Source organism: Stenotrophomonas sp. Marseille-Q5258 (assembly GCF_946900935.1).
In the GTDB taxonomy this organism is placed as follows: domain Bacteria; phylum Pseudomonadota; class Gammaproteobacteria; order Xanthomonadales; family Xanthomonadaceae; genus Stenotrophomonas; species Stenotrophomonas nematodicola.
In genome coordinates, this window is record NZ_CAMPPN010000001.1 from 27,142 (window position 1) to 51,244 (window position 24,103).

Below are 24,103 nucleotides of genomic sequence, written 5' to 3' on the forward strand. Positions count from 1 at the left end.
CGGCGTACCGGCCGTGGGTCGGTACGCGTGGCCGGCTTTGACATAATGGCGGCATGAAGACCCTGCGCATCGCCACCCGAAAGAGCCCGCTTGCCCTGTGGCAGAGCGAACATGTCGCCGATCGCCTGCGCCAGGCGCATCCTGGCCTGGACGTGGTGCTGGTGCCGATGAGCACGCGTGGCGACGAGGTGCTCGACCGCTCGCTGGCCGCCATCGGCGGCAAGGGCCTGTTCCTCAAGGAGCTGGAACTGGCGATGCTGCGCGGTGAGGCCGACTGCGCGGTGCATTCGCTCAAGGACGTACCGATGGAGCTGGACGCACCGTTCGCGCTGCCGGCGATGCTGACCCGCCACGATCCGGCCGACGGCTTCATTTCCAATCTGTACGCCTCGCTCGATGCGCTGCCGATCGGTGCGCGCGTGGGGACCTCCTCGCTGCGCCGCCAGGCGCAGCTGCGCGCGCTGCGTCCGGACCTGGAGCTGCTGGACCTGCGCGGCAACGTCAATACCCGGCTGGCCAAGCTCGACAACGGCGGTTACGACGCGATCGTGCTGGCCGTGGCCGGGCTGGAGCGGTTGGGCCTGGGCGAGCGGATCGTGTCCCGGCTGGCCGCGCCGGCATGGCTGCCGGCCCCGGCGCAGGGCGCGGTCACGGTGGAATGCAATGGCGAGGATGCGCAGGTGATGGCGCTGTTCGCCGCACTGGATGATGCCCGCACCCGCGCCTGCGTGGAGGCCGAGCGCGCGATGAACCGTGCGCTGCACGGCAGCTGCCATGTGCCGGTGGCCGGCTTCGCGCAGTGGGAGGGAGAAGACCTGTTCCTGCAGGGGCTGGTCGGTGGCGTGGCCGACGGCCGCCTGATCCGCGCCGAGGCGCGGGGGTCCGGAGCGGACCCGGATGCCTTGGGAAAAGCAGTGGCGCAGGGGCTGCTCGACGGGGGCGCCGGCGAATTGCTCGCCGTCTGAGGTGCAGGCCGACCACTCCTCCGGTGTGGAGCCCCCTGACTCAGGGGGCGGCCGCGAAGCCGTGGGGGTCCGGGGGGGAAGGGGCCCACGATTCGCGCAGCGAACCGTGGAGCGTCAGCGCGAATGCGACGGCGCGTACCCTTACTTGAACTTGTAGACCACGTTCATGGTGGTCAACGTGTCGGTCTTGCGCTTGTCTTCGGCGACGTCGCTGTTGTAACGGGCCTGCCAGCCGGCTTTCAACGCCAGGTGCTCGTTCATGCTGACCGACACGCCGAAATCGTTCTGGCCGAAGGTGTTGTACGAGCCCGATTCGACCAGCAGCGTGTTGACCAGGTCGGTATTGGGGGTCAGCGTGTACTTGACGTCGAACAGGCCGCGGCCGATCAGGCCGGTGCGGGTCTCATCGTCCTCGGTATTGTGCGTGCGGCGCACACCGGGGCCGATCTGCGCGTCGATGTAGAAGCGGTCGCTGTCCACCACCCGGGTACCGTAACCGAGACCGAACGAGCTCTGGCGGTCGTAGGTGGCGAAATCGTCGCGCTCGTAACGCACGGTGGCGGTGAGCTGGCGGTGTTCGCCCAGCTGCAGCGCGCTGCCGGCGCTGCCGGTATAGCGGTTCGCGGTGGTGTTGCGGCGGCGCACGGTGCTGCCGTCATCGTTGGTTTCGGTGTACTCCGAGCGCGAGCGCAGGCCGAACAGGTCCATGCTGTGCACCCAGTCGTCATCGGTGTAACGCAGGCGCAGGCGACCGTTGGCGCTCTCGGTGTTGCTGTTGCCGCGGGCCGAGGCAAAGCCCAGTTCGCCGCCGCTGCCGCTCCAGGGCGAGGTCATCGCGGCCAGCTCGGAAACGTCTTCCGCCCAGGCCACCGGGGCGCAGAGCAGCAGGGGAACAAGCAACGAGACGCGCAGGGACATCAACGGTTCTCCGGATCGGACAGGGGGGAGGGACAGGCCGGTGATGATACTTGAAGCGTTCAGCGCGACATCCGCGCCTGTGCCCCGGCTTTAGCAGACGTTCGGCCTTTCCGCCTGTTCAGGGTAGATCGACGCGCAGCGTCGGATCGTCGAAGCGCGCGTACGACACCGTGATGTCGAAGGCCTGTCCCTGGGTCTGTCCCTGCCGACGGATGCGCACGGGCAGCCCCTGCGCGTTGATCCAGTACAGCATGCCGTCCGGCGCCGCGGTGGCATGGCGGACGCGGAACCTGCGCGCGACCTGACCGTCGATGCGGTCGCTGCCCAGCGCTTCCACCTGCAGTTGCGCCGGTGCCAGATCGGGCGGCAGCGGATTGCGCCACTGTGCCAGCAGCCCCGGCGGCACCGGAACCTGGCGGACCTCGCCATCGCGCTGCAGGAAGAAGGTGTCGCCAATGATGGTCTGCGCGCCCTCCCCGGTGGTCAGCCGGTAACGGTCCGGTGCGACGAAGTCCATCCGCGCCTCGAGCGGACGCGGCCCCTGCATCTGCATGTGGGCCTGGAAGCTGCGCAGCTGGCCGAACCGGCGGCTGGCGGCAAGCACCTCACCGGCCGGATCGGCGGCCGGCACCGGCGCGGCCAGTGATGGGCCCGGGGTGGCCGGCTCGGCGCTGCGCTCGCATGCCCCCAGCAGCATGACGAGCAGGGCGGCGGGGAACAGGCGCACGAGGGGCGAGGACATGGCGGGGACGGCCGGGCAGGGGGCACCACGATAGCCGAAGATGCCGCCGATGCCGCCACAACGACGGCGACTCGGACATAATCGGCTCATGGACCGATATGAACGCATCAATGCCCTGCATCGCCTGCTCAAGTCCGCCCGCTACCCGGTGACGGTGGCGACGCTGCAGGAGAAACTGGCGTGTTCCCGCGCCACGGTGTATCGCGACCTGGCCTTCCTGCGCGACGCGCTGATGGCCCCGGTGGAGGGCGACGGCGAGGCCGGCTTCCGCTACCAGGCCGATGAAAGCGACCGCTTCGAGCTGCCGGGGCTGTGGCTCAGCTCGGAGGAGCTGCACGCGCTGCTGGCCTCCCAGCACTTGTTGGCGCGTACTGGCGGTGGCGTGTTGTCCTCCGTGCTTGCGCCGCTGCAGCAACGCATCGAAGGCCTGCTGGCTGCCCAGGCCGGGGTCTCGACCTGGCCGGTGGACCGGGTGCGGGTGATTCCGCACCGCGGCCGTAAATTCGACGAGGCCAGCTTCCGTGCGGTGGCGTCGGCGGTGCTGGAGCGCAAGCAGCTGGCGTTCGAGTACCGTGCCCGCTCCACTGACGAGGCCACCAAGCGCACCGTCTCCCCGCAGCGCATGACCCACTATCGCGACAACTGGTACCTGGATGCCTGGGACCACGGGCGCGAGGGACTGCGCAGTTTTGCGGTGGACCGCATCTACAAGGCGCGGGTGGTCGACACCGTGGCCCGCGACGTGGACGACAGCGAGCTGGACGAACAGCTCGGCGCGAGCTACGGCATCTTTTCCGGCGCGCCCAAGGGCTGGGCCACCATCGTGTTCAGCGCCAAGGCGGCGCGCTGGGTGGCCGACGAACACTGGCATTCCAGGCAGCAGGGCCGGTTCCTGCCGGACGGCCGCTATGAACTGAAGGTGCCGTACAGCGTTTCCCGCGAGCTGCTGATGGACGTGCTCCACTACGGGTCGGATGCCGAGATCATTGAGCCGACCGTGCTGCGCGAACAGGCCAAGGCGCTGCTGGCGCTGGCGCTGAGCAACTACGAGTAGCAACGCCTGCGGTCGCCGCACCCGCCTGCTGCGGCCGCCGCTCATGCCCCACCGTCATGTGGCCCCGGTACCCGGGGGGGCGGTGCCTGCGGTATCGTTGAAGGCTGTCGCAGCCCCCCCGGATTGTCCCCCCATGAAAAAGTACCTGTTGCTCCCGCTGCTGGCCGCGTCGCTGGCCCTGGTCGCCTGCGGTAAGTCCGGCAACGACACGAAGAAGCTGGTGGTCGCCGCCACGGCCGTTCCGCATGCCGAGATCCTGGCCCAGGTCAAGCCGATCCTGGCCAAGGAAGGGCTGGAACTGGACGTGCGCGTGTTCAACGATTACGTGCAGCCCAACGACCAGCTCGTGCAGAAGCAGGTGGACGTCAACTACTTCCAGACCGAGCCGTATCTGGATGCCTACAACCGCGACCGCAAGACCGATCTGGTCAAAGTGATCGGCGTGCACATCGAGCCGTTCGGCGCCTACTCGCGCCGCTTCAAGACGCTCGATGAGGTGCCCACCGGTGCGGACGTGGTGATTCCCAATGACCCGAGCAACAACAGCCGCGCGCTGATCCTGCTGCACAAGGCCGGCCTGATCACCCTCAAGGACCCGACCAATGCGCTGGCCACCCAGCGTGACATCATCGCCAACCCCAAGCAGCTCAAGTTCCGCGAGCTGGATTCGGCGATGCTGCCGCGCGTGCTCGACCAGGTCGATCTGGCCCTGATCAACACCAATTACGCGCTGGATGCCGGGCTCAATCCGACCGAGGACGCGCTGGCCATCGAGAGCCGGGATTCGCCGTACGTGAACTTCCTGGTCGCGCGCCCGGACAACAAGGACGATGCCCGCGTGCAGCAGTTGGCCAAGGCGCTGACCAGCCCCGAAGTGAAGGCCTTCATCGCCGAGAAATACAAGGGCGCGGTGCTGCCGGCGTTCTGATGGCGATGGGGACGCAATGCCGGCCGGCGGCCGGCATTACGCCGGTGATGTGACCCGGAAGCCCATCGTCGCTTCCACGGCCTGCTGCCAGCCGGCATACAGCGCCTCGCGGCGCGCCGCCGCCATCTGCGGTTGGAAACGGCGGTCCACGGCCCATTGTTCGGCGATCTGCGCGCGGCTGGTCCAGAAGCCGGTCGCCAGCCCGGCCAGATAGGCCGCGCCCAGCGCGGTGGTTTCGGCCACCTGCGGGCGAAGCACCGGCACGCCAAGCAGGTCGCTCTGGAACTGCGCCATGAAGTCGTTGGCGATCGCACCGCCGTCGGCGCGCAGCTCCTTCAGCTCGATGCCGGCATCGGCCTGCATCGCGGCCAGCACGTCGCGGGTCTGGTAGGCCATCGACTCCACCGCCGCGCGGATGAAATGTTCCTTGGTGGTGCCACGGGTCAGCCCGAACATCGCCCCGCGCACATCGCTGCGCCAGTACGGCGCGCCCAGCCCGACAAAGGCCGGCACCAGGTACACGCCGCCGTTGTCCTCGGCGCGCTCTGCATACGCCTGGCAGTCGCTGGACTTGCCGAACATGCGCAATCCGTCGCGCAGCCACTGCACCACCGACCCGGCGACGAAGATCGAGCCTTCCAGGGCGTACTCCACCCGGCCGTCGATGCCCCAGGCCAACGTGGTCAGCAGGCCATTGTGCGATTCCACGGCCTTGTCGCCGGTGTTCATCAGCATGAAACAGCCGGTGCCATAGGTGTTCTTGGCCATGCCCGGCTCGAAGCATGCCTGGCCGAACAGCGCGGCCTGCTGGTCGCCGGCGATGCCGGCAATGGGAATGTGCTGATCGAAGAAGAACTGCGACCGCGTGGTCGCGTAGACCTCGCTGGAGCTGCGGACCTCGGGCAGCATCGCGCGTGGAATGTTGAACAGCGCCAGCAGTGCATCATCCCAGCGCCGCGCGTGGATATCGAACAGCAGGGTGCGTGCGGCATTGCTCGGATCAGTGACATGCGCCTGACCGCCGCTGAGGTTCCAGACCAGCCAGGTGTCGATGGTGCCGAACAGCAGTTCGCCGCGCTCGGCCCGCGCCTGCGCACCGGGAACATGGTCGAGGATCCAGCGGATCTTGGTGGCCGAGAAATACGCGTCGATCACCAGACCGGTGCGCTGCCGGATCAACGGCTCATGGCCGTCGGCTTTGAGTCGTTCGCACAGCGGGTGGCTCTGCCGCGACTGCCACACGACCGCATTGTGGATCGGTTGCCCGGTGGCCTTGTCCCACACCACGGTGGTTTCGCGCTGGTTGGTGATGCCGATGGCGGCGATGTGGCGCGGCTCGACCTGCTGGCGGTTCAACAGCTCGGTGATCGTGGTGTAGACGCTGGTGAGTATCTCGCGCGGATCGTGCTCCACCCAGCCCGGTTCGGGGAACAGCTGGGTGAACTCGCGTTGGGCGCTCCCGGCCATGCGGCCGTCGCGGTCGAACAGGATCGCGCGCGAACTGGTGGTGCCCTGGTCGATCGCGAGCACGTACTGCTTGTCCATCACTGACTCCCTGGCAACCCTGCGCATGTCGCAGCGACCCGCCCAGCCTACGCCATCGCCGCGCGGGCCTGCAGGTGCGCGGCCAATGCCTCGCACTGGGCTGGCTGCATGCGGAGCCCGAGGTGCGTGCGTCGCCACAACACATCATCGGCGGTCCGCGCCCACTCGTGCGCGACCAGATAGTCCAGCTCGCGCTGATACAGCCCGCCGCCGTGGTCGTGGCCCAGCGCATCCAGCGACTGCGCACCGCCCAGCAGGCGTGTGGCGCGGGTGCCATAACTGCTGGCCAGACGCTGCAGCAGGGCCGCCGGCAGCTGCGGATGGGACTGCTGCAGGCATGCGGCGACCGCCGCGCCATCACCGCCATCGCCGCCGGGCAAGACCGCGCCGTGTGCGGTCCACGCCGGCCCGGCGTGGGGCAGGTGGGGGCCGAGCCGGTCCAGCGCTTCCTCGGCCAGGGCGCGATAGGTGGTGAGCTTGCCGCCCAGGACGCTGAGCAGCGGCGCCCCGCCGGTATCCAGGTCCAGCCGATAGTCGCGGGTCACCTTGGACGCATCGCGGTGATGGTCCGCCAGCAGCGGGCGCACCCCGCTGAAGCGCCACACGATGTCCGCGTCCCGCACCGGGGCGCGCAGGTAACGGTTGACCGCCGCCAGCAGATAGGCCTGTTCGTCATCGCGTGGACGCACTTGGGCGGGGTCGTCGTCGTAGTCGGTGTCGGTGGTGCCGATCAGCGTGAAGTCGTCCTCGTACGGGATGGCGAACACGATGCGCTGATCCGGTTGCTGGAACACATAGGCGCTGTCGTGCGCGAACAGGCGTGGCACGACCAGGTGGCTGCCCTGCACCAGGCGCAGGCCGATCGGTGCATCCAGGCCGGCACGCTCCAGCAGCTGGCCTGCCCACGGCCCGGCGGCATTGACCACGCACTGCGTGCGCACGCGCTGCACATCGCCGTTGGCGTCGCGCAGCACTGCCCACCAGTGGTCGCGGTGGCGGATCAGCTGCTCGCAACGCGTGCGTACCCGGATCCGGGCGCCGCGTTCGTGCGCATCCACCGCATTGAGGACCACCAATCGCGCATCGTCCACGCGCGCATCGGCGTAGCTGAAACCGGTACGGTACTGCGGCTGCAGCGCTGCGCCGGCCGGATCGGTGGCCAGCCGCAGGCGTCGCGACGTCGGGAAATGGGCGTTGGCCTGGCCAAGGTGGTCGTAGAGCCACAAGCCGGCGCGCAGCACCCAGGCCGGTCGCAGCAGCGAGGCATGCGGCAGCACGAACGTGGTGGGGCGGACCAGATGCGGCGCCAGCCGGCGGACGGTTTCGCGTTCGTTGAGCGCCTTGCGCACCAGGGCGAACTCGCCGTTGCGCAGGTAGCGCAGGCCGCCGTGGACGAGCTTGGTACTGGCGCTGGAGGTATGCGCGGCGAGATCGTCCTGCTCGCACAGGCAGACCGACAGCCCGCGCCCGGCGGCATCGCGGGCGATACCGGCGCCGTTGATGCCGCCGCCCACCACCAGTACGTCGAAGGTATCGCTCATCGCTTCCCCGGGGTGGACCCGGATGGGTCCGTGCCGGCAGTGTCGATCACGCGCGGACAAGACCCGATGAAAGTGCACGGTCCGGAAACGACAACGGGCCCCGTTGAGGGGCCCGTCGCGAACGTACCTGGATGCGGGGTGGCGCTTAGAAGCGGGCGCCGATGCCGAAGCCCACGGTCCACGGGTCCAGCTTGGCCTTGTCGCCGGTGCCGTTGCCGTTGACGGTCAGTTCCGGACGCGAATGCATGTAGCGGGCATCGGCGCGGGCAAACCAGGTGCTGTTGATGTTCATGTCCACGCCGACGGTGCCGATGGCGCCCTTGGCGGTTTCCAGGCCGATGTGGCCGACATCGCTGGCCAGCTTCTCATTGCTGAAATTGGACTCGTAGTAGCCCACGCCCACGAACGGACGGAACACGTTGTCGGCCTGGCCGAAGTGATACTGGCCGCTCAGCGCGATCGGCTGCTGCTCGACGGTGCCCAGACGCGCGCCATCGGTACCGCGCACGCGGTGGTCGAACTTGTCGGCGGCGCCCCACAGTTCCACGGCCCAGTTGTCGTTGATGTAGTAGCTGAAGCTCAGCGTGGGGGCCGGGCCGCCATCCACCTTGCGCACGCCGTCGAGCGGGTCGTTCTTCGGCTGCAGCAGCGAGACGCCGCCGACCACGGCAAAATGCTTGCCCGAAGCGGTGTCAGTGGTGGTGGTGGTGTCCTGCGCGAATGCGGCCGGTGCGAAGGCCAGCGCGGTCAGGGTTGCCAGGGTCAGGGTGCGGATGGAGCGCATGGGGGAATCTCCTCGGTGTTTTTTTGTTCTGGACCCCTTGTTCCGGGGTGGGCCAAACGTAGTCCCCGAAACATGAATCGCATCCGACGCGCGTTAAAAATTGGTTTGTTCCGTTCAGCGAACAGCGCGGAACCGCTGCGCAGACGGGTGATCATGCGACGCTGGACATTCATGCAGTTGGACGTGGAGTGATGAACACCATGCAGTGCCAAGGGCTTCCTGCGCAGGTCGATGCGCATGCGCGCGTGCTGGTGCTCGGTTCCATGCCCGGCATCGCCTCGTTGCAGGCGGCGCAGTACTACGCTCATCCGCGCAACCGGTTCTGGCCGCTGATGGCGGCGTTGTGCGATGTCGATGCGATGCTGCCCTACGCCGCGCGCATGGAGGCGCTGCTGGCCGCAGGCGTGGGCGTGTGGGACGTGATCGGCCGCTGCGAGCGCGCCGGCAGCCTGGATGCGTCGATCGTGCGCGGCAGTGAAGTGGCCAATGCACTGCCGGCCCTGATTGACACGCTGCCGGCCCTGCGCGCGATCTGCTGCAACGGTGGCACGGCGCACCGTGCGTTCCTGCGGCATATCGCCCCGTCGCTGTCGGCGCGGGCGCAGGCATTGCCGGTGTGGTCGCTGCCGTCGACCAGCCCGGCCAACGCGGCCTGGCCGCTGCCGCGCCTGCAGGTGGCGTGGGCGCCGTTGGCCGCGGCGTTGACCGGTTGAGGGCGGCCTCTGCCGGCAGGGACGCGGGGGACAAGGCGGACAATACGGCACCGACTGGTCACGCGGCCACGGGCGGCGGCCGTGCATGTAACGCGCGCTGAAACAGCCTGTCCCGGGACAGGGGCATTGAAATTGGCACAAGCAGGTTGGCGCTAGCGCCTCCTGCCCCCACAATAGAGGATTCCCTACACCAGATTGCCGGAGTTATCCCCATGGCCGAAATCAAGGAAGCACTTGTCCCCGATATCGGTGACTACAGCGATATCCCGGTAATCGAGGTGCTTGTCGCCGTTGGTGATACCGTCAAGAAGGACCAGGGTCTGGTGACGCTGGAGTCGGACAAGGCCACGATGGAAGTGCCGTCCTCGGTGGCTGGCGTGGTCAAGGAAATCAAGGTCAAGGTCGGCGACAACCTCTCCGAGGGCAAGGTCGTGGCCCTGATCGAAGTGGCCGAAGGCGAGGCCGAGGCCAAGCCGGCCGCTGCTGCTGCCGCACCGGCCGCTGCCGAGACCGCGACCAAGGTCGAGCCGGTCGCCGCCCCGGCGCAGCCGGACAAGCTGGCCGCGCGCGAGATCGAGCAGGCCGCGTCCAAGCCGACCCAGCCCGCCCCGGCCGCCGCCGCGCCGTCGGCCGGCGCCCCGAGCAGCCCGCCGGTGCAGTTCAGCGCCGACAGCGTGCTGCCGCAGAAGGTCCCGTACGCCTCCCCGGCAGTGCGCGTGTTCGCCCGTGAGCTGGGCGTCGATCTGAACCAGCTGACCGGTACCGAGAAGGGTGGCCGCATCACCAAGGGCGACGTGCAGAAGTTCGTCAAGTCCGCGCTGACCGGCGGCGTGCCGGCGGCCGGCGGCACCGTTGCCGCCGGCGGCGGGCTGAACCTGCTGCCCTGGCCGAAGGTCGACTTTGCCAAGTTTGGTGAGGTCGAGGTCCAGCCGCTGTCGCGCATCAAGAAGATTTCCGGCGCCAACCTGGCGCGCAACTGGGCGATGATTCCGCACGTCACCCAGTTCGAGCAGGCCGACATCACCGAGCTGGAAGCCCTGCGCGTGGCGCTGAACAAGGAAAACGAGAAGGCCGGCATCAAGCTGACCATGCTCGCCTTCCTGGTCAAGGCCAGCGCCGCGGCACTGAAGAAGTTCCCCGAGTTCAACGCCTCGCTGGATGCCAGCGGCGAGAATCTGACCCTGAAGAAGTACTTCAACATCGGTTTCGCCGCCGACACCCCGAGCGGGTTGGTGGTGCCGGTGATCCGCGATGTGGACAAGAAGGGTGTGGTGCAGATCGCGCAGGAATCCGGCGAACTGGCCAAGAAGGCTCGCGACGGCAAGCTGGGCCCGGCCGACATGAGCGGTGGCTGCTTCTCGATCAGCTCGCTGGGCGGTATCGGCGGCACGGCGTTCACCCCGATCGTCAATGCGCCGGAAGTGGCCATCCTGGGCGTGTCCAAGTCGTCGATCCAGCCGGTCTGGAACGGCAAGGAATTCGCGCCGAAGCTGATGCTGCCGCTGTCGCTGAGCTATGACCACCGCGTCATCGACGGTGCGCTGGCGGCACGCTTCACCACCTACCTGTCGCAGGTGCTGGCCGACATGCGGCGCGTGCTGCTGTGAGGCAAGGCCTGGCATCGCAGCCGGGCAGAGTCCGGCTCCATGCGATGGCGCTGCTGGCGCTCCTGCCGGCGGCACAGGCAGGCGCTGCCGGCTGCAGCATCGACCTCGGTCGTGGCTGGCCGCCGGCCGTAGGCAACTACGGCCAGGCGGTGGAAACCCTGTTCGATGGCAAGGCGCAGCCCGCGCTGTCGCTGGTGACCCTGCCCAAGAGCGGTGTCGAGACTGGCGTGGCGCTGCTGCCCGGCACCGATGAGCAGGAATGGACCCTGCGCTTCAGCCGCGCCGACAAGCGCGTGTACAACTGGAACAACAGTGCGCGCCAGGGGGGCCTGGAGCTGCGCGTGGACCAGGAGCCGGACCAGTACCAGGTGCGGATCCCGGCGGCGCTGGCGCAGCGCCTGATGCGCAGCTGGAAGGCCGCGCTCGACGCCGGCGTCCCCGCCGACCGCAAGGCGCCCGTGCTGGATGGCGAAGTGCTGTCCTTCATGGTCGATGGCGAACGTTACAGCGGCACGCGGCCGGAGTGCGGCGCCGGCAAAGTGATCATGAAACAGGTGGCGCTGCTGATCGAAGCCAGCGACACCAAGGAAAAGAAGCTCGACCGTCGCTGGCAGGATCTGGACGAGTCGCTCGACGAACTGCAGCAACTGCTCGGCGGCAACGCCGGCTGAGCACCAGGAGAACACGAATGGCCGCTATTGAAATCAAGGTTCCCGACATCGGCGATTACAGCGATGTGCCGGTAATCGAACTGCTGGTCGCGGTGGGCGACACAGTGAAGAAGGACCAGGGCCTGGTCACGCTGGAATCGGACAAGGCCACGCTGGAAGTGCCGTCCTCGGCCGCTGGCGTGGTCAAGGAAATCAAGGTCAAGCTGGGTGACTCGCTGTCCGAAGGCGACGTGGTGGTCGTGCTGGAGGCCGAAGGCGCGGCTGCCCCGGCTGCCGCTGCGGCACCCGCCCCGGCTGCACCGGCCAGCAAGCCGCCGGTGACCCCCTCGCACCGCGCCCCGGCCGAACCGGCCGCGCCGCAGCCGGCGCTGTCCTCGGGCAAGCCGGCCGACATCGAGTGCAGGATGGTGGTGCTGGGCGCAGGCCCGGGCGGTTACACCGCAGCCTTCCGTTCGGCCGACCTAGGTGTGGACACCGTGCTGGTCGAGCGTTACGCCAGCCTCGGTGGCGTCTGCCTCAACGTGGGCTGCATTCCCTCCAAGGCGCTGCTGCATGCCGCCGCAGTGATCGATGAAGTCGCCCATGCCGGTGATTTCGGCGTTGAATTCGGCAAGCCGACCATCACCCTGGACAAGCTGCGCGGCTACAAGGAAAAAGTGGTCACGCAGCTGACCAAGGGCCTGGCCGGCATGGCCAAGCAGCGCAAGGTGCGCACGGTGCAGGGCCTGGCGAAGTTCGTGTCGGCCAATGAGCTGGAGATCGTCGGCGACGACGGCAAGACCCAGCTGCTGCGCTTCGAGCAGTGCATCATCGCCGCCGGCTCGCAGGCAGTGAAGCTGCCGAACTTCCCGTGGGACGACAAGCGCGTCATGGACTCCACCGATGCGCTGGAACTGGCCGAGGTGCCGGGCAAGCTGCTGGTGGTCGGTGGCGGCATCATCGGCCTGGAAATGGCCACCGTATACGGTGCGCTGGGCAGCGAAGTGACCGTGGTCGAGTTCATGGACCAGCTGATGCCGGGCGCCGACAAGGACCTGGTCAAGCCGCTGGCCGACCGCCTGAAGAAGCAGGGCATCATGGTGCACCTGAAGACCAAGGCGACCGACGTCAAGGCGGACAAGGCCGGCATCACCGTGTCCTTCGAGGCCGCCGTGGAAGGCGAAAAGCCGGGCCTGGAGGCCACCACCTTCGACCGCGTGCTGGTGGCGGTGGGCCGCTCCCCGAACGGAAAGAAGATCGATGCCGAGAAGGCCGGCGTGCAGGTGACCGAGCGCGGTTTCATTCCCGCCGACCGTCAGATGCGCACCAACGTGCCGCACATCTTCGCCATCGGCGACATCGTGGGCAACCCGATGCTGGCCCACAAGGCCACGCACGAAGGCAAACTGGCGGCGGAAGTGGCCGCAGGCGAGAAGAAGGAGTGGGTGGCGCGGGTGATTCCGTCGGTGGCCTACACCAATCCGGAAATCGCGTGGGTCGGCGTGACCGAGACCGAGGCGAAGGCCAAGGGGTTGAAGGTCGGCGTGGCCAAGTTCCCGTGGGCCGCCAGCGGCCGCGCGATCGGCATCGGCCGTACCGAAGGCTTCACCAAGCTGATCTTCGACGAAGAGACCCACCGCATCATCGGCGGCGCGATCGTCGGTGTGCACGCCGGTGACCTGCTGGCCGAAATCGGTCTGGCGATCGAGATGGGTGCGGAGGCCGAAGACATCGGCCACACCATCCACGCGCATCCGACGCTGAGCGAATCGGTGGCGATGGCCGCGGAAATCTACGACGGCACGATCACCGATCTGTACATGCCCAAGAAGAAGTAAGCGCCCGCCATCTGTTGGTGGTGATGCGTGTTCAATGGAAAAACCCGGCGAAAGCCGGGTTTTTCTGTTCAACAGCAACGTCAACTTCAACTGCGTGGCGCCTCCGTTGTCACGTGGACGCGCGCCGGGCGGCCCATGCCAGGACCGTTGGCGGCATGGATGCCGCCATCGAGCCCCCACGGACGGGTTTACGGCGTGTCCTGGCATGGGCTGCCCTCCCCCGGTACGCCGTGGGCGCCGTGCCTTTGACGTCGCGCGCTTTTGCCGCGCCCAAACGAAAACGCGACAACAGGTCACCCTGTTGCCGCGTTTGGAGAGCCGTTGTTGCAGGTCAGAAGGTGACGCTGATACCGGCCACCGGGCCCTTGAATTCCTGCTTCAGCCCGATGGTGCCGTCGCTGCCCTTCTTGTCGGCGTCGAGCTTGAACCAGTCGTAGCCGGCGAAGAGGCCGAAGTTCTGGGTGAGGCGGTAATCGACGATGGCATTGGCGCGGCTCAGGTCGCCCTTGTAGTCGTCGAAGTTGCCCCAGTCGGTGTTCAGGTACTGGCCCTGGAAGGTGATCATCCACTTTTCCGACGGGGTGAAGCTCAGGCGTGCGCCGACCACCGGGGCCACGCCGTCGGTCTTCTCATCCAGGAAGCGGCCCTGGTACAGATCGCCCACGTCGGCGTAGGCCTTGGTGCTGACCTTGGCGTATTCGGCACCGATCTGCAGGCCCAGGTCGAACGTGTCGGTGTCCACGACCGAATAGTCGTACACCAGGCTGGCCACCTGATACTTCAGCTCGCCCTTGACGAAGCTGCCTGCCGGGACATTGACGCCGCCGAAGCTGATGCCGTCATCCAGCGTTTCGCGGCGATCCTTGTCGTACTTGAAGTAGTTGAACAGCAGGCGCTGGCGGTCGCTGATGCGGAACATCCCGTCCACGCGCGGTTCCCATTCCTTGCCGCCAAGCTTGAAGTCCTCATCGAAGCCCACGTCCTGGCCCGCCACCGTGGTACTGCCGCGGAGCGTGTTGTCCGAATCGATGTTCATCGCGCCCAGGCGCAGCGCGAAGCGGTCGTCGCCCTCGGCGGCACTGGCGGTCTCGGCATGGGTGATCGCAGCCACGGCCAGTGGCAGGGCGAGGAGGGAAAGCATCAGGCGCATCGGTGTGTGTCCTTGCAGTGATTCATTGATGTGACATCACTCTGCCCAGACCGGCGTCCACCATTCGTGAACGTATGGTGGACGCTGTGTGTACCGTTCATGCGCGCGGAATGACCCCCGGTCCGGCGCGGTGGCCGGTACCGTGGTCCAATGGCGTTATGGCGCGGGTCAGGGCAGGACAAGAGGCGGGCGCCGGCGCCACCGCCGCAAAAAAAAGGGTGACCCCGAGAGGGCTTCGGGGTCACCCGGTACTGGCCTGCTCGCGGGACGCCGACGAGGATTCAGGAGCAGGCTGATCGATCAGACCGTGAGGTGCGACCAAAGTTCAATATGCTGCATCGCGTCATCGTCCACCCCTGTCCTGACGGGATTGGACCGTCGGTGGAACAGGCCTCTGGGCGCGTCCAACGGGTTGCTCACATCCGGGATGAACAGGGACCGGTTGTCTCTCAAATTGTCCCATTGCTATAATTTGGCGGCTCGACGAGGCGGTTGCTTGCGGCCTCGGCCTTTCCTACTCACAACCATGCAGGACATTCACGTGCTGAACTCCGTTGACGCGGGTCGGCGACTGATGCTGCGCGCAGCGGTTTACCCGCTCGCTGCAGTGGCTGTCCTGGCTCTGGCCCTGCTTCTGTGGGGTGGCCCGAAGGCAGCCCTGGGGGCGCTGGTCTCCGGCGTGGCGGTCTCGGCGGCCGGTTGGGTGGCGGCGCGGATGGCGCTGGGTGGCGGCGTGCAGGCGGCAGGCTCGGCGATGACCCGCCTGATCCTGGCAGTCGTGGCAAAGTGGGTGCTCGTATTCGGCGTCCTGATGGTGGGGTTCCTGGTCTTCAAGCTGCCTGCATTGGCGCTGTTGGCCGGTATCGCCGTCGGGTTGATGTTCCAGGTCCTGGCTCTGGCCAGGCGCTGATCCAATTTATTTAACTCAAGGTTCCGGACACATGGCAGGCGAGGCGCTAACTCCCACCTCCTACATCCAACATCACCTGCAGAATCTTGTGGTGATGCGTGACAGCCCGTGGGCGTTGCATCTGGATACTCTCGCCACCTCGCTCCTGATGGGCCTGGTCATGGTGTTCGGCTTCTGGCTGGCCACGCGCAAGGCGACCGCCGGCGTTCCGGGCAAGTGGCAGGCGTTCGTCGAGATCTGCCTGGAGTTCGTTGACCGCCAGGCCAAGGACACCTACCACGGCACCAGCAAGCTGGTGACCCCGATCGCGATCACGATCTTCTTCTGGATCCTCCTGATGAACCTCATCAAGATGATCCCGGCCGACTTCATCGGTTTCCCGATGAACGCCTTCACCGAGTGGGCGGCAGGCCAGATGGGCGCTGCCCATCCGCATGATTACGCCTTCTGGAAGCCGGTCCCGACCGCCGACGTCAATGCCACCCTCGGCATGTCGATCAGCGTGTTCTTCCTGATGCTGTTCTTCGGCCTGCGCTCCAAGGGTCTGGGCGGCTTCACCAAGGAATTCCTGACCGCGCCGTTCGGCAAGTGGATGCTGCCGTTCAACCTGATCCTCAACATCGTCGAGTGGCTGAGCAAGCCGATTTCGCTGGCGATGCGACTGTTCGGCAACATGTTCGGCGGCGAGATCGTCTTCCTGCTGATCTGGGTGCTGGGCGGTGCCGGTATCGCCGGTGCCATCGCGGGCGGTGCATTCGGCCTGGGCTGGATGCTGTTCCACCTGCTGGTGATTCCGCTGCAGGCGTTCATCTTCATGATGTTGTCCATCGTGTACCTGAGCCTGTCGGAAGACGCTCACTGAGTTCCGCTTCACCCTTCATCCGTTTGTTTCTAAACCCTTAGCTATTCAAAGTTCCAGGAGAAAACCATGTACTTCGCCGTCCTGACCAACCTCGCCCAAGTCCAGAGCTCCACCGTCCTCGCCGTCGGCATCATGATCGGCCTGGCCGCGCTGGGTGCCGGTCTCGGTCTGGCCATCATGGCCGGTAAGTTCCTGGAATCGGCTGCCCGTCAGCCGGAACTGATTCCGGTTCTGCAGGTCCGCATGTTCATCACCGCCGGCCTGATCGACGCCGCGTTCATCATCTCGGTCGCCGTCGGCCTGCTGCTGGCCTTCGCCAACCCGATGATCGGCGAGTTCGTTGCACGCCTGCCGCAGGTTGCTGGTTAATCCAGCAACAGCGAAACGATCAGGCGCCTTGTGCGCCTGATCGCGGATGAAGGATCGGATGCGCCGCCCAGGCGGCCCATCCACCCCGTCACCCCCGATTGAGCGAACCCCATGGATATCGGTTTTACCCTCGTTGCCCAGGGACTGGCGTTTGCCGGTCTGATCTGGATCATCGCGACCAAGATCTGGCCGCCGTTGATGAACGCCATCGAAGAGCGTCAGCAGAAGATCGCTGAAGGCCTCGCCGCTGCCGACCGCAGCCAGAAAGATCTGGCCCAGGCGCAGGAAAAGGTCAACGATGCCCTGAAGGATGCGCGCACCAAGGCCAACGAGATCATCGATCAGGCCCATGCCCGCGCCAACCAGATCGTTGATGCTGCCAAGAACGAAGCCATCGTCGAAGCCAACCGCCAGAAAGAACTGGCCCACGCCGAGATCGAAGCTGCCGCCAACCGTGCCCGTGAAGATCTGCGCAAGCAGGTGTCCGCGCTGGCCGTGAGCGGTGCCGAAAAGCTGCTCAAGCGCGAAATCGACGCCAACGCCCACAAGGCGCTGCTCGACGAGCTGGCATCGGAGATCTGATCGATGAGCCAGGCCCTCACGCTTGCACGCCCGTATGCCCGCGCCGCGTTCGCGACCGCGCGCGACGAAGGCACGTTCGCGCCGTGGTCGGACGCGCTTGCGTTCTCCGCCCACGTAGCTGCCGACCCGCGCGTGGCGGCCCTGCTGTCGAACCCGGAGCTGGAGCGCGACGACGCCGTCGCGTTGCTGGCGCCGGAATCGGCCGGCGAGACCTTCGGTCGCTTCCTCGCCATCCTGGCCGAGGCGCATCGCCTGCCGCTGCTGCCGGAAATCGCCGGCATGTACGACCAGCTGCGCGCCGAAGCGGAACACGTGGTCAAGGCCACGGTGACGTCCGCCACTGAACTGTCCGCATCGGAACTGGACGCCATCAAGGCCGCGCTGCGCAAGCGCTTCGGCCGCGAAGTGGAGGTGTCGACCGCCGTCGATGCGTCGCTGATCGGTGGTGCCGTGATCGATGCCGGCGACGTGGTGATCGATGGCTCGCTCAAGGGCAAGCTGTCGCGCCTGCAGACCGCGCTCGCTAACTGAATTCATTTAACGTCCGGCGTGACCGCCGGCACTAGGACTTGACGATGGCAACCACGCTCAACCCCTCCGAAATCAGCGAACTGATCAAGAACCGCATCGAGAAGGTCAAGCTGGCCGCGGAATCGCGCAACGAAGGCACCGTGACCAGCGTGTCCGACGGCATCGTGCGCATCTTCGGTCTGGCCGACGTGATGCAGGGCGAAATGATCGAACTGCCGAACAACACCTTCGCCCTGGCCCTGAACCTGGAGCGCGACTCGGTCGGCGCCGTGGTGCTGGGCGGCTACGAGCATCTGCGCGAAGGCGATGTCGCCAAGACCACCGGCCGCATCCTGGAAGTGCCGGTCGGTCCGGAACTGCTGGGCCGCGTCGTGAACGCGCTCGGTGAGCCGATCGACGGCAAGGGTCCGATCGCCGCGCAGGCCACCGCACCGGTGGAACGCGTCGCCCCGGGCGTGATCTGGCGCAAGTCGGTCGACCAGCCGGTGCAGACCGGTTACAAGTCCGTCGACTCGATGATCCCGATCGGCCGCGGCCAGCGCGAGCTGGTCATCGGTGACCGCCAGACCGGCAAGACCGCCCTGGCCATCGATGCGGTGATCAACCAGAAGGACACCGGCATCAAGTGCGTGTACGTCGCGATCGGCCAGAAGGCCTCGACCGTGGCCAACATCGTGCGCAAGCTGGAAGAGAACGGCGCCCTGGCCCACACCGTGGTCGTGGCCGCCACCGCGTCCGAATCGGCTGCCATGCAGTACATCAGCGCCTACTCGGGCTGCACCATGGGTGAGTACTTCATGGACCGCGGCGAAGATGCGCTGATCGTGTACGACGATCTGTCCAAGCAGGCCGTGGCCTACCGCCAGATCTCGCTGCTGCTGAAGCGTCCGCCGGGCCGTGAAGCCTACCCGGGCGACGTGTTCTACCTGCACTCCCGCCTGCTCGAGCGCGCCGCCCGCGTCTCCGAAGAGTACGTGGAGAAGTTCACCAACGGTGCCGTCAAGGGCAAGACCGGCTCGCTGACCGCGCTGCCGATCATTGAAACCCAGGCGGGTGACGTGTCGGCGTTCGTGCCGACCAACGTGATCTCGATCACCGACGGCCAGATCTTCCTGGAAACCGATCTGTTCAACTCCGGCATCCGCCCGGCCGTGAACGCCGGTATCTCGGTGTCGCGCGTCGGTGGTGCGGCCCAGACCAAGATCATCAAGAAGCTGTCCGGCGGCATCCGTATCTCGCTGGCCCAGTACCGTGAGCTCGCAGCCTTCGCGCAGTTCGCCTCGGACCTGGACGAAGCCACCCGCAAGCAGCTGGAGCGCGGTCAGCGCGTCACCGAGCTGATGAAGCAGAAGCAGTACGCCCCGATGTCGATCGCCAACCAGGCGCTGTCGATCTACGCCGTCAACGAGGGTTACCTCGACGACGTGCCGGTCAACAAGCTGCTGGCGTTCGAAGAAGGCCTGCATGCGCACTTCGCCAACACCCAGGGCGAGCTGGTCGGCAAGGTCAACGCCACCGGCGGTTGGGACAATGACATCGAAGCGGCCTTCAAGAAGGGCATCGCCGAGTTCAAGACCACCGGCAGCTGGTAAGACGCACGTGCGGCGGGGCTCTGCCCCGCCTCACCGTTGAATGCAGCGGGGCTGAGCCCCGCTCTACGGGAATCAAAGATGGCAAGCGGACGCGAAATCAAAACCAAGATCAAGAGCGTGCAGAACACCCGCAAGGTGACGCGCGCGCTCGAAATGGTCTCGGCTTCCAAAATCCGCAAGGCGCAGGAGCGGATGAAGACGTCGCGTCCGTACGCGCAGGCGATGAAGCAGGTGATCGGCCACCTGGCGCAGGCCAGCACCGACTACCAGCATCCGTTCCTGGTCCAGCGCGATGACGTGAAGCGCGTTGGCTACATCGTGGTCTCTTCCGACCGCGGCCTGGCCGGCGGCCTGAACAACAACCTGTTCCGCAAAATGCTCGGCGAAGTCCGCGAGTGGCAGGACAAGGGCGCCGAGATCGACGTGGTGACCATCGGCCAGAAGGCATCCACCTTCTTCCGCCGGGTCAAGGTCAACATGGTGGGTACCGTCACCCACATGGGCGACGTGCCGCACCTGGAACAGCTGATCGGCGTGATCAAGGTGATGCTTGATGCATTCACCGAGGGCAAGGTCGACCGCGTGTACCTGGTCTACAACCGCTTCATCAACACGATGACCCAGAAGGCCAGCTTCGACCAGCTGCTGCCGTTGCCGGCCGCTGAAAAGCAGGTCGCGCACCACGACTGGGACTACCTGTACGAACCCGACGCCGCGACCGTGCTGGAGCACGTGATGACGCGTTACGTCGAATCGCTGGTGTACCAGGCTGTACTGGAAAACGTGGCCTCCGAGCATGCGGCACGCATGGTCGCGATGAAGTCGGCCAGCGACAACGCGAACAAGCTGATCGGAACCCTGCAGCTCGTCTACAACAAGGCGCGCCAGGCAGCGATCACCCAGGAAATTTCGGAAATCGTCGGCGGCGCGGCAGCAGTCTGACGCGCGCAGTCAAAGCATTTAATTTAGAGGATGCAGCAATGAGTCAGGGCAAGATCGTTCAGATCATCGGCGCCGTCGTCGACGTGGAATTCCCCCGCGAGTCGGTGCCGAAGGTGTACCACGCGCTGAAGGTGGACAACACCGAAATCACGCTGGAAGTGCAGCAGCAGCTGGGTGACGGCGTGGTCCGCTGCATCGCGCTGGGCTCCACCGACGGCCTGAAGCGCAACCTGGTGGCCACCAACACCGAACGCGCCATCTCGGTGCCGGTCGGTGCAGGCACCCTGGGCCGCATCATGGACGTGCTGGGCCGTCCGATCGACGAAGCCGGCCCGGTGGCCGCCAGCGACAGCTGGGAAATCCACCGCGAGGCCCCGTCGTACGAAGACCAGTCCCCGGCCACCGAGCTGCTGGAAACCGGCATCAAGGTCATCGACCTGATGTGCCCGTTCGCCAAGGGCGGCAAGGTCGGCCTGTTCGGCGGCGCCGGCGTCGGCAAGACCGTCAACATGATGGAACTGATCAACAACATCGCCAAGGCGCACAGCGGTCTGTCCGTGTTTGCCGGCGTGGGCGAGCGTACCCGTGAGGGCAACGACTTCTACCACGAGATGAAGGACTCCAACGTCCTGGACAAGGTCGCGATGGTGTACGGCCAGATGAACGAGCCGCCGGGCAACCGTCTGCGCGTTGCGCTGACCGGCCTGACGATGGCCGAGTACTTCCGCGACGAGAAGGACGAAAACGGCAAGGGCAAGGACGTGCTGCTGTTCGTCGACAACATCTACCGCTACACCCTGGCCGGTACCGAAGTGTCGGCACTGCTGGGTCGTATGCCGTCGGCCGTGGGCTACCAGCCGACCCTGGCCGAGGAAATGGGCGTCCTGCAGGAGCGCATCACCTCGACCAAGAACGGTTCGATCACCTCGATCCAGGCCGTGTACGTGCCCGCGGATGACTTGACCGACCCGTCGCCGGCGACCACCTTCGCCCACCTGGACTCGACCGTGACCCTGTCGCGTTCGATCGCCTCGCTGGGTATCTACCCGGCCGTCGATCCGCTGGACTCCACCAGCCGCCAGATGGACCCGCTGGTCATCGGCCACGAGCACTACGACACCGCCCAGCGCGTCCAGCAGACCCTGCAGAAGTACAAGGAACTGAAGGACATCATCGCGATCCTGGGCATGGACGAACTGTCCGAAGAAGACAAGCAGGCCGTGTCGCGCGCCCGCAAGATCGAGCGCTTCTTCAGCCAGCCGTTCCACGTGGCCGAAGTGTTCACCGGTTCGCCGGGCAAGTACGTGTCGCTGAAGGACACCATCCGTGGCTTCAAGGCCATCGTCGATGGCGAATACGACCACCTGCCGGAACAGGCGTTCTACATGGTCGGCAGCATCGAAGAAGCGGTCGAGAAGGCCAAGAAGATGGCCGAGAAGGCCTGATGCGGCAGGAACGGGCATGGCCCGTTCCGACCGTGACACGGGGTGGGCCCAGGCCCACCGCTGCGGAAAACCTGCGGTGGGTTCAACCCGCCCCCTAGCGAAGAGAGTTTCATGAGCACCATCCGTTGCGACATCGTCAGCGCCGAGCAGGAAATCTTCCGTGGCGAGGCTACCCTGGTCGTGGCCACCGGTGAGCTGGGCGAACTGGGCATCGCGCCCAAGCACGCCCCGCTGATCACGCGCCTCAAGCCGGGCAAGGTGGTGGTGACCACGCCGAGCGGCGAGCAGCTGGATTTCGCCATCTCCGGCGGCATCCTCGAAGTGCAGCCGCAGGTGGTGACCGTGCTGGCCGACACCGCGATCCGCGCACAGGACATCGACGAAGCCTCGGTCCGCAAGGCCAAGGAAGAAGCCGAGCGCATCCTTGCCAACCGTGGCGAAGCGATGGAAGTGGCCGAAGCCCAGCAGCGTCTGGCCGAAGTCACCGCCCAGCTGCAGGCCCTCGAGCGCCTGCGCAAGAATCTGAAGCACTAAGCGGTAGGGCGCGACGGCGCCCGCTGCGAAGGGAGAACGCCGGCTTGCCGGCGTTTTTTTTTGTCAGCGGTAGACCACGTGCCGCAGCAGCACGAAGGACACCGCCGCCAGTGCCGCTTCGACCAGCGGCTTGGCCAGCCACGCGTTGCGCAGGCCCAGGTGGGTGGCCACCAGCGCCACCAGCACCGTACTGATCGCCGTCAGCAGCAGCCAGACGGCCAGGAAGCGCGCGAAGCGGCGCCAGCCGAGCCGCTGGCGACCCTGCTCGGCAAAGGTGTAGCGGCCATTGAGCCAGAAGCCGAGCAGCATCCCGCCGACGCGGCCGATCAGATTGCCCGGTACCGCGGGCACGCCCAGCGCGGTGGCGCCCACGAACAGCGCCCAGTCCAGTGCCAGCTGGAGCAGGCCGATGGCGAGATAGCTGCTGCCCTGGCGGATCAGGCTCACGGAGTGTTCCGCGCGGAAGGAGTCCACATGTTAACGAGCGTGGCACTAGAATTCGCTTCTACGATTCCCTGGAACGCGATCGACCATGACCCAGCCCCTGCACGTGATCATCCTGGCCGCCGGTGCCGGCAAGCGCATGAAGTCGGCGCTGCCCAAAGTGCTGCAGCCGATTGCCGGGCAACCGATGCTCGCCCACGTGATCGAGGCGGCGCGTGACCTGCAGCCGGCCGCCATCCATGTCGTCTACGGGCACGGCGGTGAGGCCGTGCAGCGTGCATTCGCCGACCAGCCCGACCTGCGCTGGGCCGAGCAGTCCCGACAACTCGGTACCGGACATGCGGTGTTGCAGGCGATGCCCGACGTGCCTGACGCCGCCACGGTGCTGGTGCTGTACGGCGACGTGCCGCTGATCCGCGCCGACACCCTGCGCCATCTGCTGTCCCAGCCTGGACGGCTGGCGGTGCTGGTGGCTGAAGTCGCCAATCCCACCGGGTATGGCCGCATCGTGCGCAACGCCGAAGGCAAGGTCGCCGCGATCGTCGAACAGAAGGACGCCAACGACGAGCAGCGCGCCATCCGCACCATCAATACCGGCATCATCACCGCCGAGTCGACCGCGCTGCGTCGGTGGCTGTCCCAGCTCTCCAACGCCAACGCGCAGGGCGAGTACTACCTCACCGACGTGTTCGCAGCGGCCGCCGGCGACTACACCCCGGCGGAGATGGCGTTCGTGCACGACGCGCAGGAGGCCGAAGGCGCCAACGACCCGTGGCAGCTGTCCCAGCTCGAACGTGCCTGGCAGCTGCGCGCGGTGCGTGCGCTGTGCGCGCAGGGCGCACGCGTGCTGGACCCGGCGCGCCTGGACATCCGTGGCACGGTGCGCGTGGGCAGCGATGTGCAGATCGACGTCAACGTGATCCTGGAAGGCGACGTGGTGCTGGGTGACGGCGTCAGCATCGGCGCGTTCACCCGGCTCAAGGACGTCACGCTCGCAGCCGGCACCGTGGTCAAACCGCATTGCGACCTGGACGGGGTGGTCAGCGAGGGCGCGGCCGACATCGGCCCGTTCGCGCGCCTGCGTCCCGGCACGGTGCTCGCCGAAGGCACGCACGTGGGCAATTTCGTGGAGACCAAGAAGGTGGTGCTGGGCGCGGGCAGCAAGGCCAACCACCTCACCTATCTGGGCGATGCGGTGATCGGCAGCAAGGTCAACATCGGTGCCGGCACCATCACCTGCAACTACGATGGGGTGAACAAGTCGCAGACCACCATCGGCGACCACGCCTTCATCGGCTCCAACAGTTCGCTGGTGGCGCCGGTGGAGATCGGACAGGGCGCGACCATCGCGGCCGGTTCGGTGATCACCCGGACCGCGCCCGAGGGCAAGCTGACCGTGGCGCGTGCGCGCCAGGAGACCATTGATGGGTGGAAGCGGCCGGTGAAGCGGTAAGGCG

24 protein-coding genes are annotated in these 24,103 nt (G+C 66.5%); 17 read left to right on the top strand and 7 right to left on the bottom strand.

Features of this window, described 5'->3' with window-relative positions:
• The first annotated feature begins 53 nt into the window (after positions 1-53).
• Complete coding sequence (gene hemC / locus OC534_RS00145; protein WP_017354793.1) at positions 54-965, top strand: hydroxymethylbilane synthase; 912 nt, start codon at positions 54-56, stop codon at positions 963-965.
• Between the two features lie 141 nt (positions 966-1,106).
• Here hemC and OC534_RS00150 read toward each other — a convergent pair whose 3' ends face one another.
• Entirely contained in the window at positions 1,107-1,883 is a 777-nt protein-coding gene (locus OC534_RS00150; protein WP_017354792.1) for a DUF481 domain-containing protein, read from the bottom strand.
• A gap of 118 nt (positions 1,884-2,001) precedes the next feature.
• Positions 2,002-2,625 (bottom strand): hypothetical protein, encoded by a 624-nt coding sequence (locus tag OC534_RS00155; RefSeq protein ID WP_136005252.1) that lies wholly within the window; start codon positions 2,623-2,625, stop codon positions 2,002-2,004.
• Between the two features lie 88 nt (positions 2,626-2,713).
• Here OC534_RS00155 and OC534_RS00160 point away from each other — a divergent pair, with 88 nt between their 5' ends.
• Positions 2,714-3,679, top strand: coding sequence for a YafY family protein (locus tag OC534_RS00160; protein ID WP_017354790.1), 966 nt, complete (start codon positions 2,714-2,716; stop codon positions 3,677-3,679).
• A 133-nt stretch (positions 3,680-3,812) separates the two neighbouring features.
• A complete protein-coding gene (locus tag OC534_RS00165; protein WP_136005250.1) occupies positions 3,813-4,607 on the top strand; it encodes a MetQ/NlpA family ABC transporter substrate-binding protein in 795 nt (264 codons plus the stop codon).
• 36 nt (positions 4,608-4,643) lie between these two features.
• Here OC534_RS00165 and glpK read toward each other — a convergent pair whose 3' ends face one another.
• From glpK to OC534_RS00180, 3 genes are all read right to left on the bottom strand, one after another.
• Positions 4,644-6,152, bottom strand: a complete 1,509-nt coding sequence (gene glpK / locus OC534_RS00170) for a glycerol kinase GlpK (RefSeq protein WP_017354788.1) — start codon at positions 6,150-6,152, stop codon at positions 4,644-4,646.
• Positions 6,153-6,199: 47 nt separating this feature from the next.
• Complete coding sequence (gene glpD / locus OC534_RS00175) at positions 6,200-7,693, bottom strand: glycerol-3-phosphate dehydrogenase (protein WP_262071180.1); 1,494 nt, start codon at positions 7,691-7,693, stop codon at positions 6,200-6,202.
• Between the two features lie 145 nt (positions 7,694-7,838).
• Complete coding sequence (locus OC534_RS00180) at positions 7,839-8,477, bottom strand: OmpW family outer membrane protein (RefSeq protein ID WP_262071181.1); 639 nt, start codon at positions 8,475-8,477, stop codon at positions 7,839-7,841.
• Between the two features lie 191 nt (positions 8,478-8,668).
• On the opposite strand from OC534_RS00180, the gene OC534_RS00185 reads away from it, so the two are divergent.
• The 4 genes from OC534_RS00185 to lpdA all read left to right on the top strand — a co-directional run bounded on the left by OC534_RS00185 (position 8,669) and on the right by lpdA (position 13,285).
• Positions 8,669-9,190, top strand: coding sequence for a DNA-deoxyinosine glycosylase (locus OC534_RS00185; protein ID WP_262071182.1), 522 nt, complete (start codon positions 8,669-8,671; stop codon positions 9,188-9,190).
• Positions 9,191-9,402: 212 nt separating this feature from the next.
• Positions 9,403-10,797, top strand: a complete 1,395-nt coding sequence (gene aceF, locus OC534_RS00190; RefSeq protein WP_262071183.1) for a dihydrolipoyllysine-residue acetyltransferase — start codon at positions 9,403-9,405, stop codon at positions 10,795-10,797.
• 44 nt (positions 10,798-10,841) lie between these two features.
• Complete coding sequence (locus OC534_RS00195; protein WP_136005238.1) at positions 10,842-11,468, top strand: hypothetical protein; 627 nt, start codon at positions 10,842-10,844, stop codon at positions 11,466-11,468.
• A gap of 17 nt (positions 11,469-11,485) precedes the next feature.
• Positions 11,486-13,285 carry a dihydrolipoyl dehydrogenase gene (gene lpdA / locus OC534_RS00200; protein WP_166473471.1) on the top strand — a complete coding sequence of 600 codons (1,800 nt, stop codon included), beginning with the start codon at positions 11,486-11,488 and terminating at the stop codon, positions 13,283-13,285.
• Between the two features lie 331 nt (positions 13,286-13,616).
• On the opposite strand, the gene OC534_RS00205 is transcribed toward lpdA, so the two are convergent.
• A complete protein-coding gene (locus OC534_RS00205) occupies positions 13,617-14,426 on the bottom strand; it encodes a hypothetical protein (protein WP_026070584.1) in 810 nt (269 codons plus the stop codon).
• Between the two features lie 550 nt (positions 14,427-14,976).
• Here OC534_RS00205 and OC534_RS00210 point away from each other — a divergent pair.
• From OC534_RS00210 to OC534_RS00250, 9 genes are all read left to right on the top strand, one after another.
• Positions 14,977-15,345 carry a hypothetical protein gene (locus OC534_RS00210; protein ID WP_026070583.1) on the top strand — a complete coding sequence of 123 codons (369 nt, stop codon included), beginning with the start codon at positions 14,977-14,979 and terminating at the stop codon, positions 15,343-15,345.
• A gap of 31 nt (positions 15,346-15,376) precedes the next feature.
• Complete coding sequence (atpB, locus tag OC534_RS00215; protein ID WP_017354884.1) at positions 15,377-16,207, top strand: F0F1 ATP synthase subunit A; 831 nt, start codon at positions 15,377-15,379, stop codon at positions 16,205-16,207.
• 66 nt (positions 16,208-16,273) lie between these two features.
• Positions 16,274-16,576 carry a F0F1 ATP synthase subunit C gene (atpE, locus tag OC534_RS00220; RefSeq protein WP_017354883.1) on the top strand — a complete coding sequence of 101 codons (303 nt, stop codon included), beginning with the start codon at positions 16,274-16,276 and terminating at the stop codon, positions 16,574-16,576.
• A gap of 111 nt (positions 16,577-16,687) precedes the next feature.
• A complete protein-coding gene (locus tag OC534_RS00225; protein ID WP_017354882.1) occupies positions 16,688-17,158 on the top strand; it encodes a F0F1 ATP synthase subunit B in 471 nt (156 codons plus the stop codon).
• Between the two features lie 3 nt (positions 17,159-17,161).
• Positions 17,162-17,689 (top strand): F0F1 ATP synthase subunit delta, encoded by a 528-nt coding sequence (locus tag OC534_RS00230; protein WP_017354881.1) that lies wholly within the window; start codon positions 17,162-17,164, stop codon positions 17,687-17,689.
• 44 nt (positions 17,690-17,733) lie between these two features.
• Complete coding sequence (gene atpA, locus OC534_RS00235; RefSeq protein WP_017354880.1) at positions 17,734-19,281, top strand: F0F1 ATP synthase subunit alpha; 1,548 nt, start codon at positions 17,734-17,736, stop codon at positions 19,279-19,281.
• A gap of 78 nt (positions 19,282-19,359) precedes the next feature.
• Positions 19,360-20,223, top strand: a complete 864-nt coding sequence (gene atpG, locus OC534_RS00240) for a F0F1 ATP synthase subunit gamma (protein WP_017354879.1) — start codon at positions 19,360-19,362, stop codon at positions 20,221-20,223.
• Between the two features lie 38 nt (positions 20,224-20,261).
• The gene (gene atpD / locus OC534_RS00245; RefSeq protein WP_017354878.1) at positions 20,262-21,668 is read left to right on the top strand and encodes a F0F1 ATP synthase subunit beta; all 1,407 of its coding nucleotides are present in this window, start codon (positions 20,262-20,264) and stop codon (positions 21,666-21,668) included.
• A 111-nt stretch (positions 21,669-21,779) separates the two neighbouring features.
• Positions 21,780-22,202 (top strand): F0F1 ATP synthase subunit epsilon, encoded by a 423-nt coding sequence (locus OC534_RS00250; protein ID WP_017354877.1) that lies wholly within the window; start codon positions 21,780-21,782, stop codon positions 22,200-22,202.
• Between the two features lie 63 nt (positions 22,203-22,265).
• On the opposite strand, the gene OC534_RS00255 is transcribed toward OC534_RS00250, so the two are convergent.
• Positions 22,266-22,649, bottom strand: coding sequence for a GtrA family protein (locus OC534_RS00255; protein ID WP_262071184.1), 384 nt, complete (start codon positions 22,647-22,649; stop codon positions 22,266-22,268).
• 85 nt (positions 22,650-22,734) lie between these two features.
• Between OC534_RS00255 and glmU the strand changes: the two genes are divergently transcribed.
• Positions 22,735-24,099 (top strand): bifunctional UDP-N-acetylglucosamine diphosphorylase/glucosamine-1-phosphate N-acetyltransferase GlmU, encoded by a 1,365-nt coding sequence (gene glmU, locus OC534_RS00260; protein WP_017354875.1) that lies wholly within the window; start codon positions 22,735-22,737, stop codon positions 24,097-24,099.
• Positions 24,100-24,103: the final 4 nt, after the last annotated feature.

Bases quoted from the DNA above. Each gene is read 5' to 3' on its own strand.
- glmU (WP_017354875.1), top strand. From the start codon at position 22,735: ATGACCCAGCCCCTGCACGTGATCATCCTGGCCGCCGGTGCCGGCAAG.
- OC534_RS00160 (WP_017354790.1), top strand. From the start codon at position 2,714: ATGGACCGATATGAACGCATCAATGCCCTGCATCGCCTGCTCAAGTCC.
- atpA (WP_017354880.1), top strand. From the start codon at position 17,734: ATGGCAACCACGCTCAACCCCTCCGAAATCAGCGAACTGATCAAGAAC.
- OC534_RS00150 (WP_017354792.1), bottom strand. From the start codon at position 1,883: ATGTCCCTGCGCGTCTCGTTGCTTGTTCCCCTGCTGCTCTGCGCCCCG.
- OC534_RS00250 (WP_017354877.1), top strand. From the start codon at position 21,780: ATGAGCACCATCCGTTGCGACATCGTCAGCGCCGAGCAGGAAATCTTC.
- OC534_RS00185 (WP_262071182.1), top strand. From the start codon at position 8,669: ATGAACACCATGCAGTGCCAAGGGCTTCCTGCGCAGGTCGATGCGCAT.
- atpE (WP_017354883.1), top strand. From the start codon at position 16,274: ATGTACTTCGCCGTCCTGACCAACCTCGCCCAAGTCCAGAGCTCCACC.
- atpB (WP_017354884.1), top strand. From the start codon at position 15,377: ATGGCAGGCGAGGCGCTAACTCCCACCTCCTACATCCAACATCACCTG.
- OC534_RS00165 (WP_136005250.1), top strand. From the start codon at position 3,813: ATGAAAAAGTACCTGTTGCTCCCGCTGCTGGCCGCGTCGCTGGCCCTG.
- glpD (WP_262071180.1), bottom strand. From the start codon at position 7,693: ATGAGCGATACCTTCGACGTACTGGTGGTGGGCGGCGGCATCAACGGC.
- glpK (WP_017354788.1), bottom strand. From the start codon at position 6,152: ATGGACAAGCAGTACGTGCTCGCGATCGACCAGGGCACCACCAGTTCG.
- lpdA (WP_166473471.1), top strand. From the start codon at position 11,486: ATGGCCGCTATTGAAATCAAGGTTCCCGACATCGGCGATTACAGCGAT.
- OC534_RS00195 (WP_136005238.1), top strand. From the start codon at position 10,842: ATGGCGCTGCTGGCGCTCCTGCCGGCGGCACAGGCAGGCGCTGCCGGC.
- OC534_RS00155 (WP_136005252.1), bottom strand. From the start codon at position 2,625: ATGTCCTCGCCCCTCGTGCGCCTGTTCCCCGCCGCCCTGCTCGTCATG.
- OC534_RS00180 (WP_262071181.1), bottom strand. From the start codon at position 8,477: ATGCGCTCCATCCGCACCCTGACCCTGGCAACCCTGACCGCGCTGGCC.
- OC534_RS00230 (WP_017354881.1), top strand. From the start codon at position 17,162: ATGAGCCAGGCCCTCACGCTTGCACGCCCGTATGCCCGCGCCGCGTTC.
- OC534_RS00205 (WP_026070584.1), bottom strand. From the start codon at position 14,426: ATGCTTTCCCTCCTCGCCCTGCCACTGGCCGTGGCTGCGATCACCCAT.
- hemC (WP_017354793.1), top strand. From the start codon at position 54: ATGAAGACCCTGCGCATCGCCACCCGAAAGAGCCCGCTTGCCCTGTGG.
- aceF (WP_262071183.1), top strand. From the start codon at position 9,403: ATGGCCGAAATCAAGGAAGCACTTGTCCCCGATATCGGTGACTACAGC.
- atpD (WP_017354878.1), top strand. From the start codon at position 20,262: ATGAGTCAGGGCAAGATCGTTCAGATCATCGGCGCCGTCGTCGACGTG.
- atpG (WP_017354879.1), top strand. From the start codon at position 19,360: ATGGCAAGCGGACGCGAAATCAAAACCAAGATCAAGAGCGTGCAGAAC.
- OC534_RS00225 (WP_017354882.1), top strand. From the start codon at position 16,688: ATGGATATCGGTTTTACCCTCGTTGCCCAGGGACTGGCGTTTGCCGGT.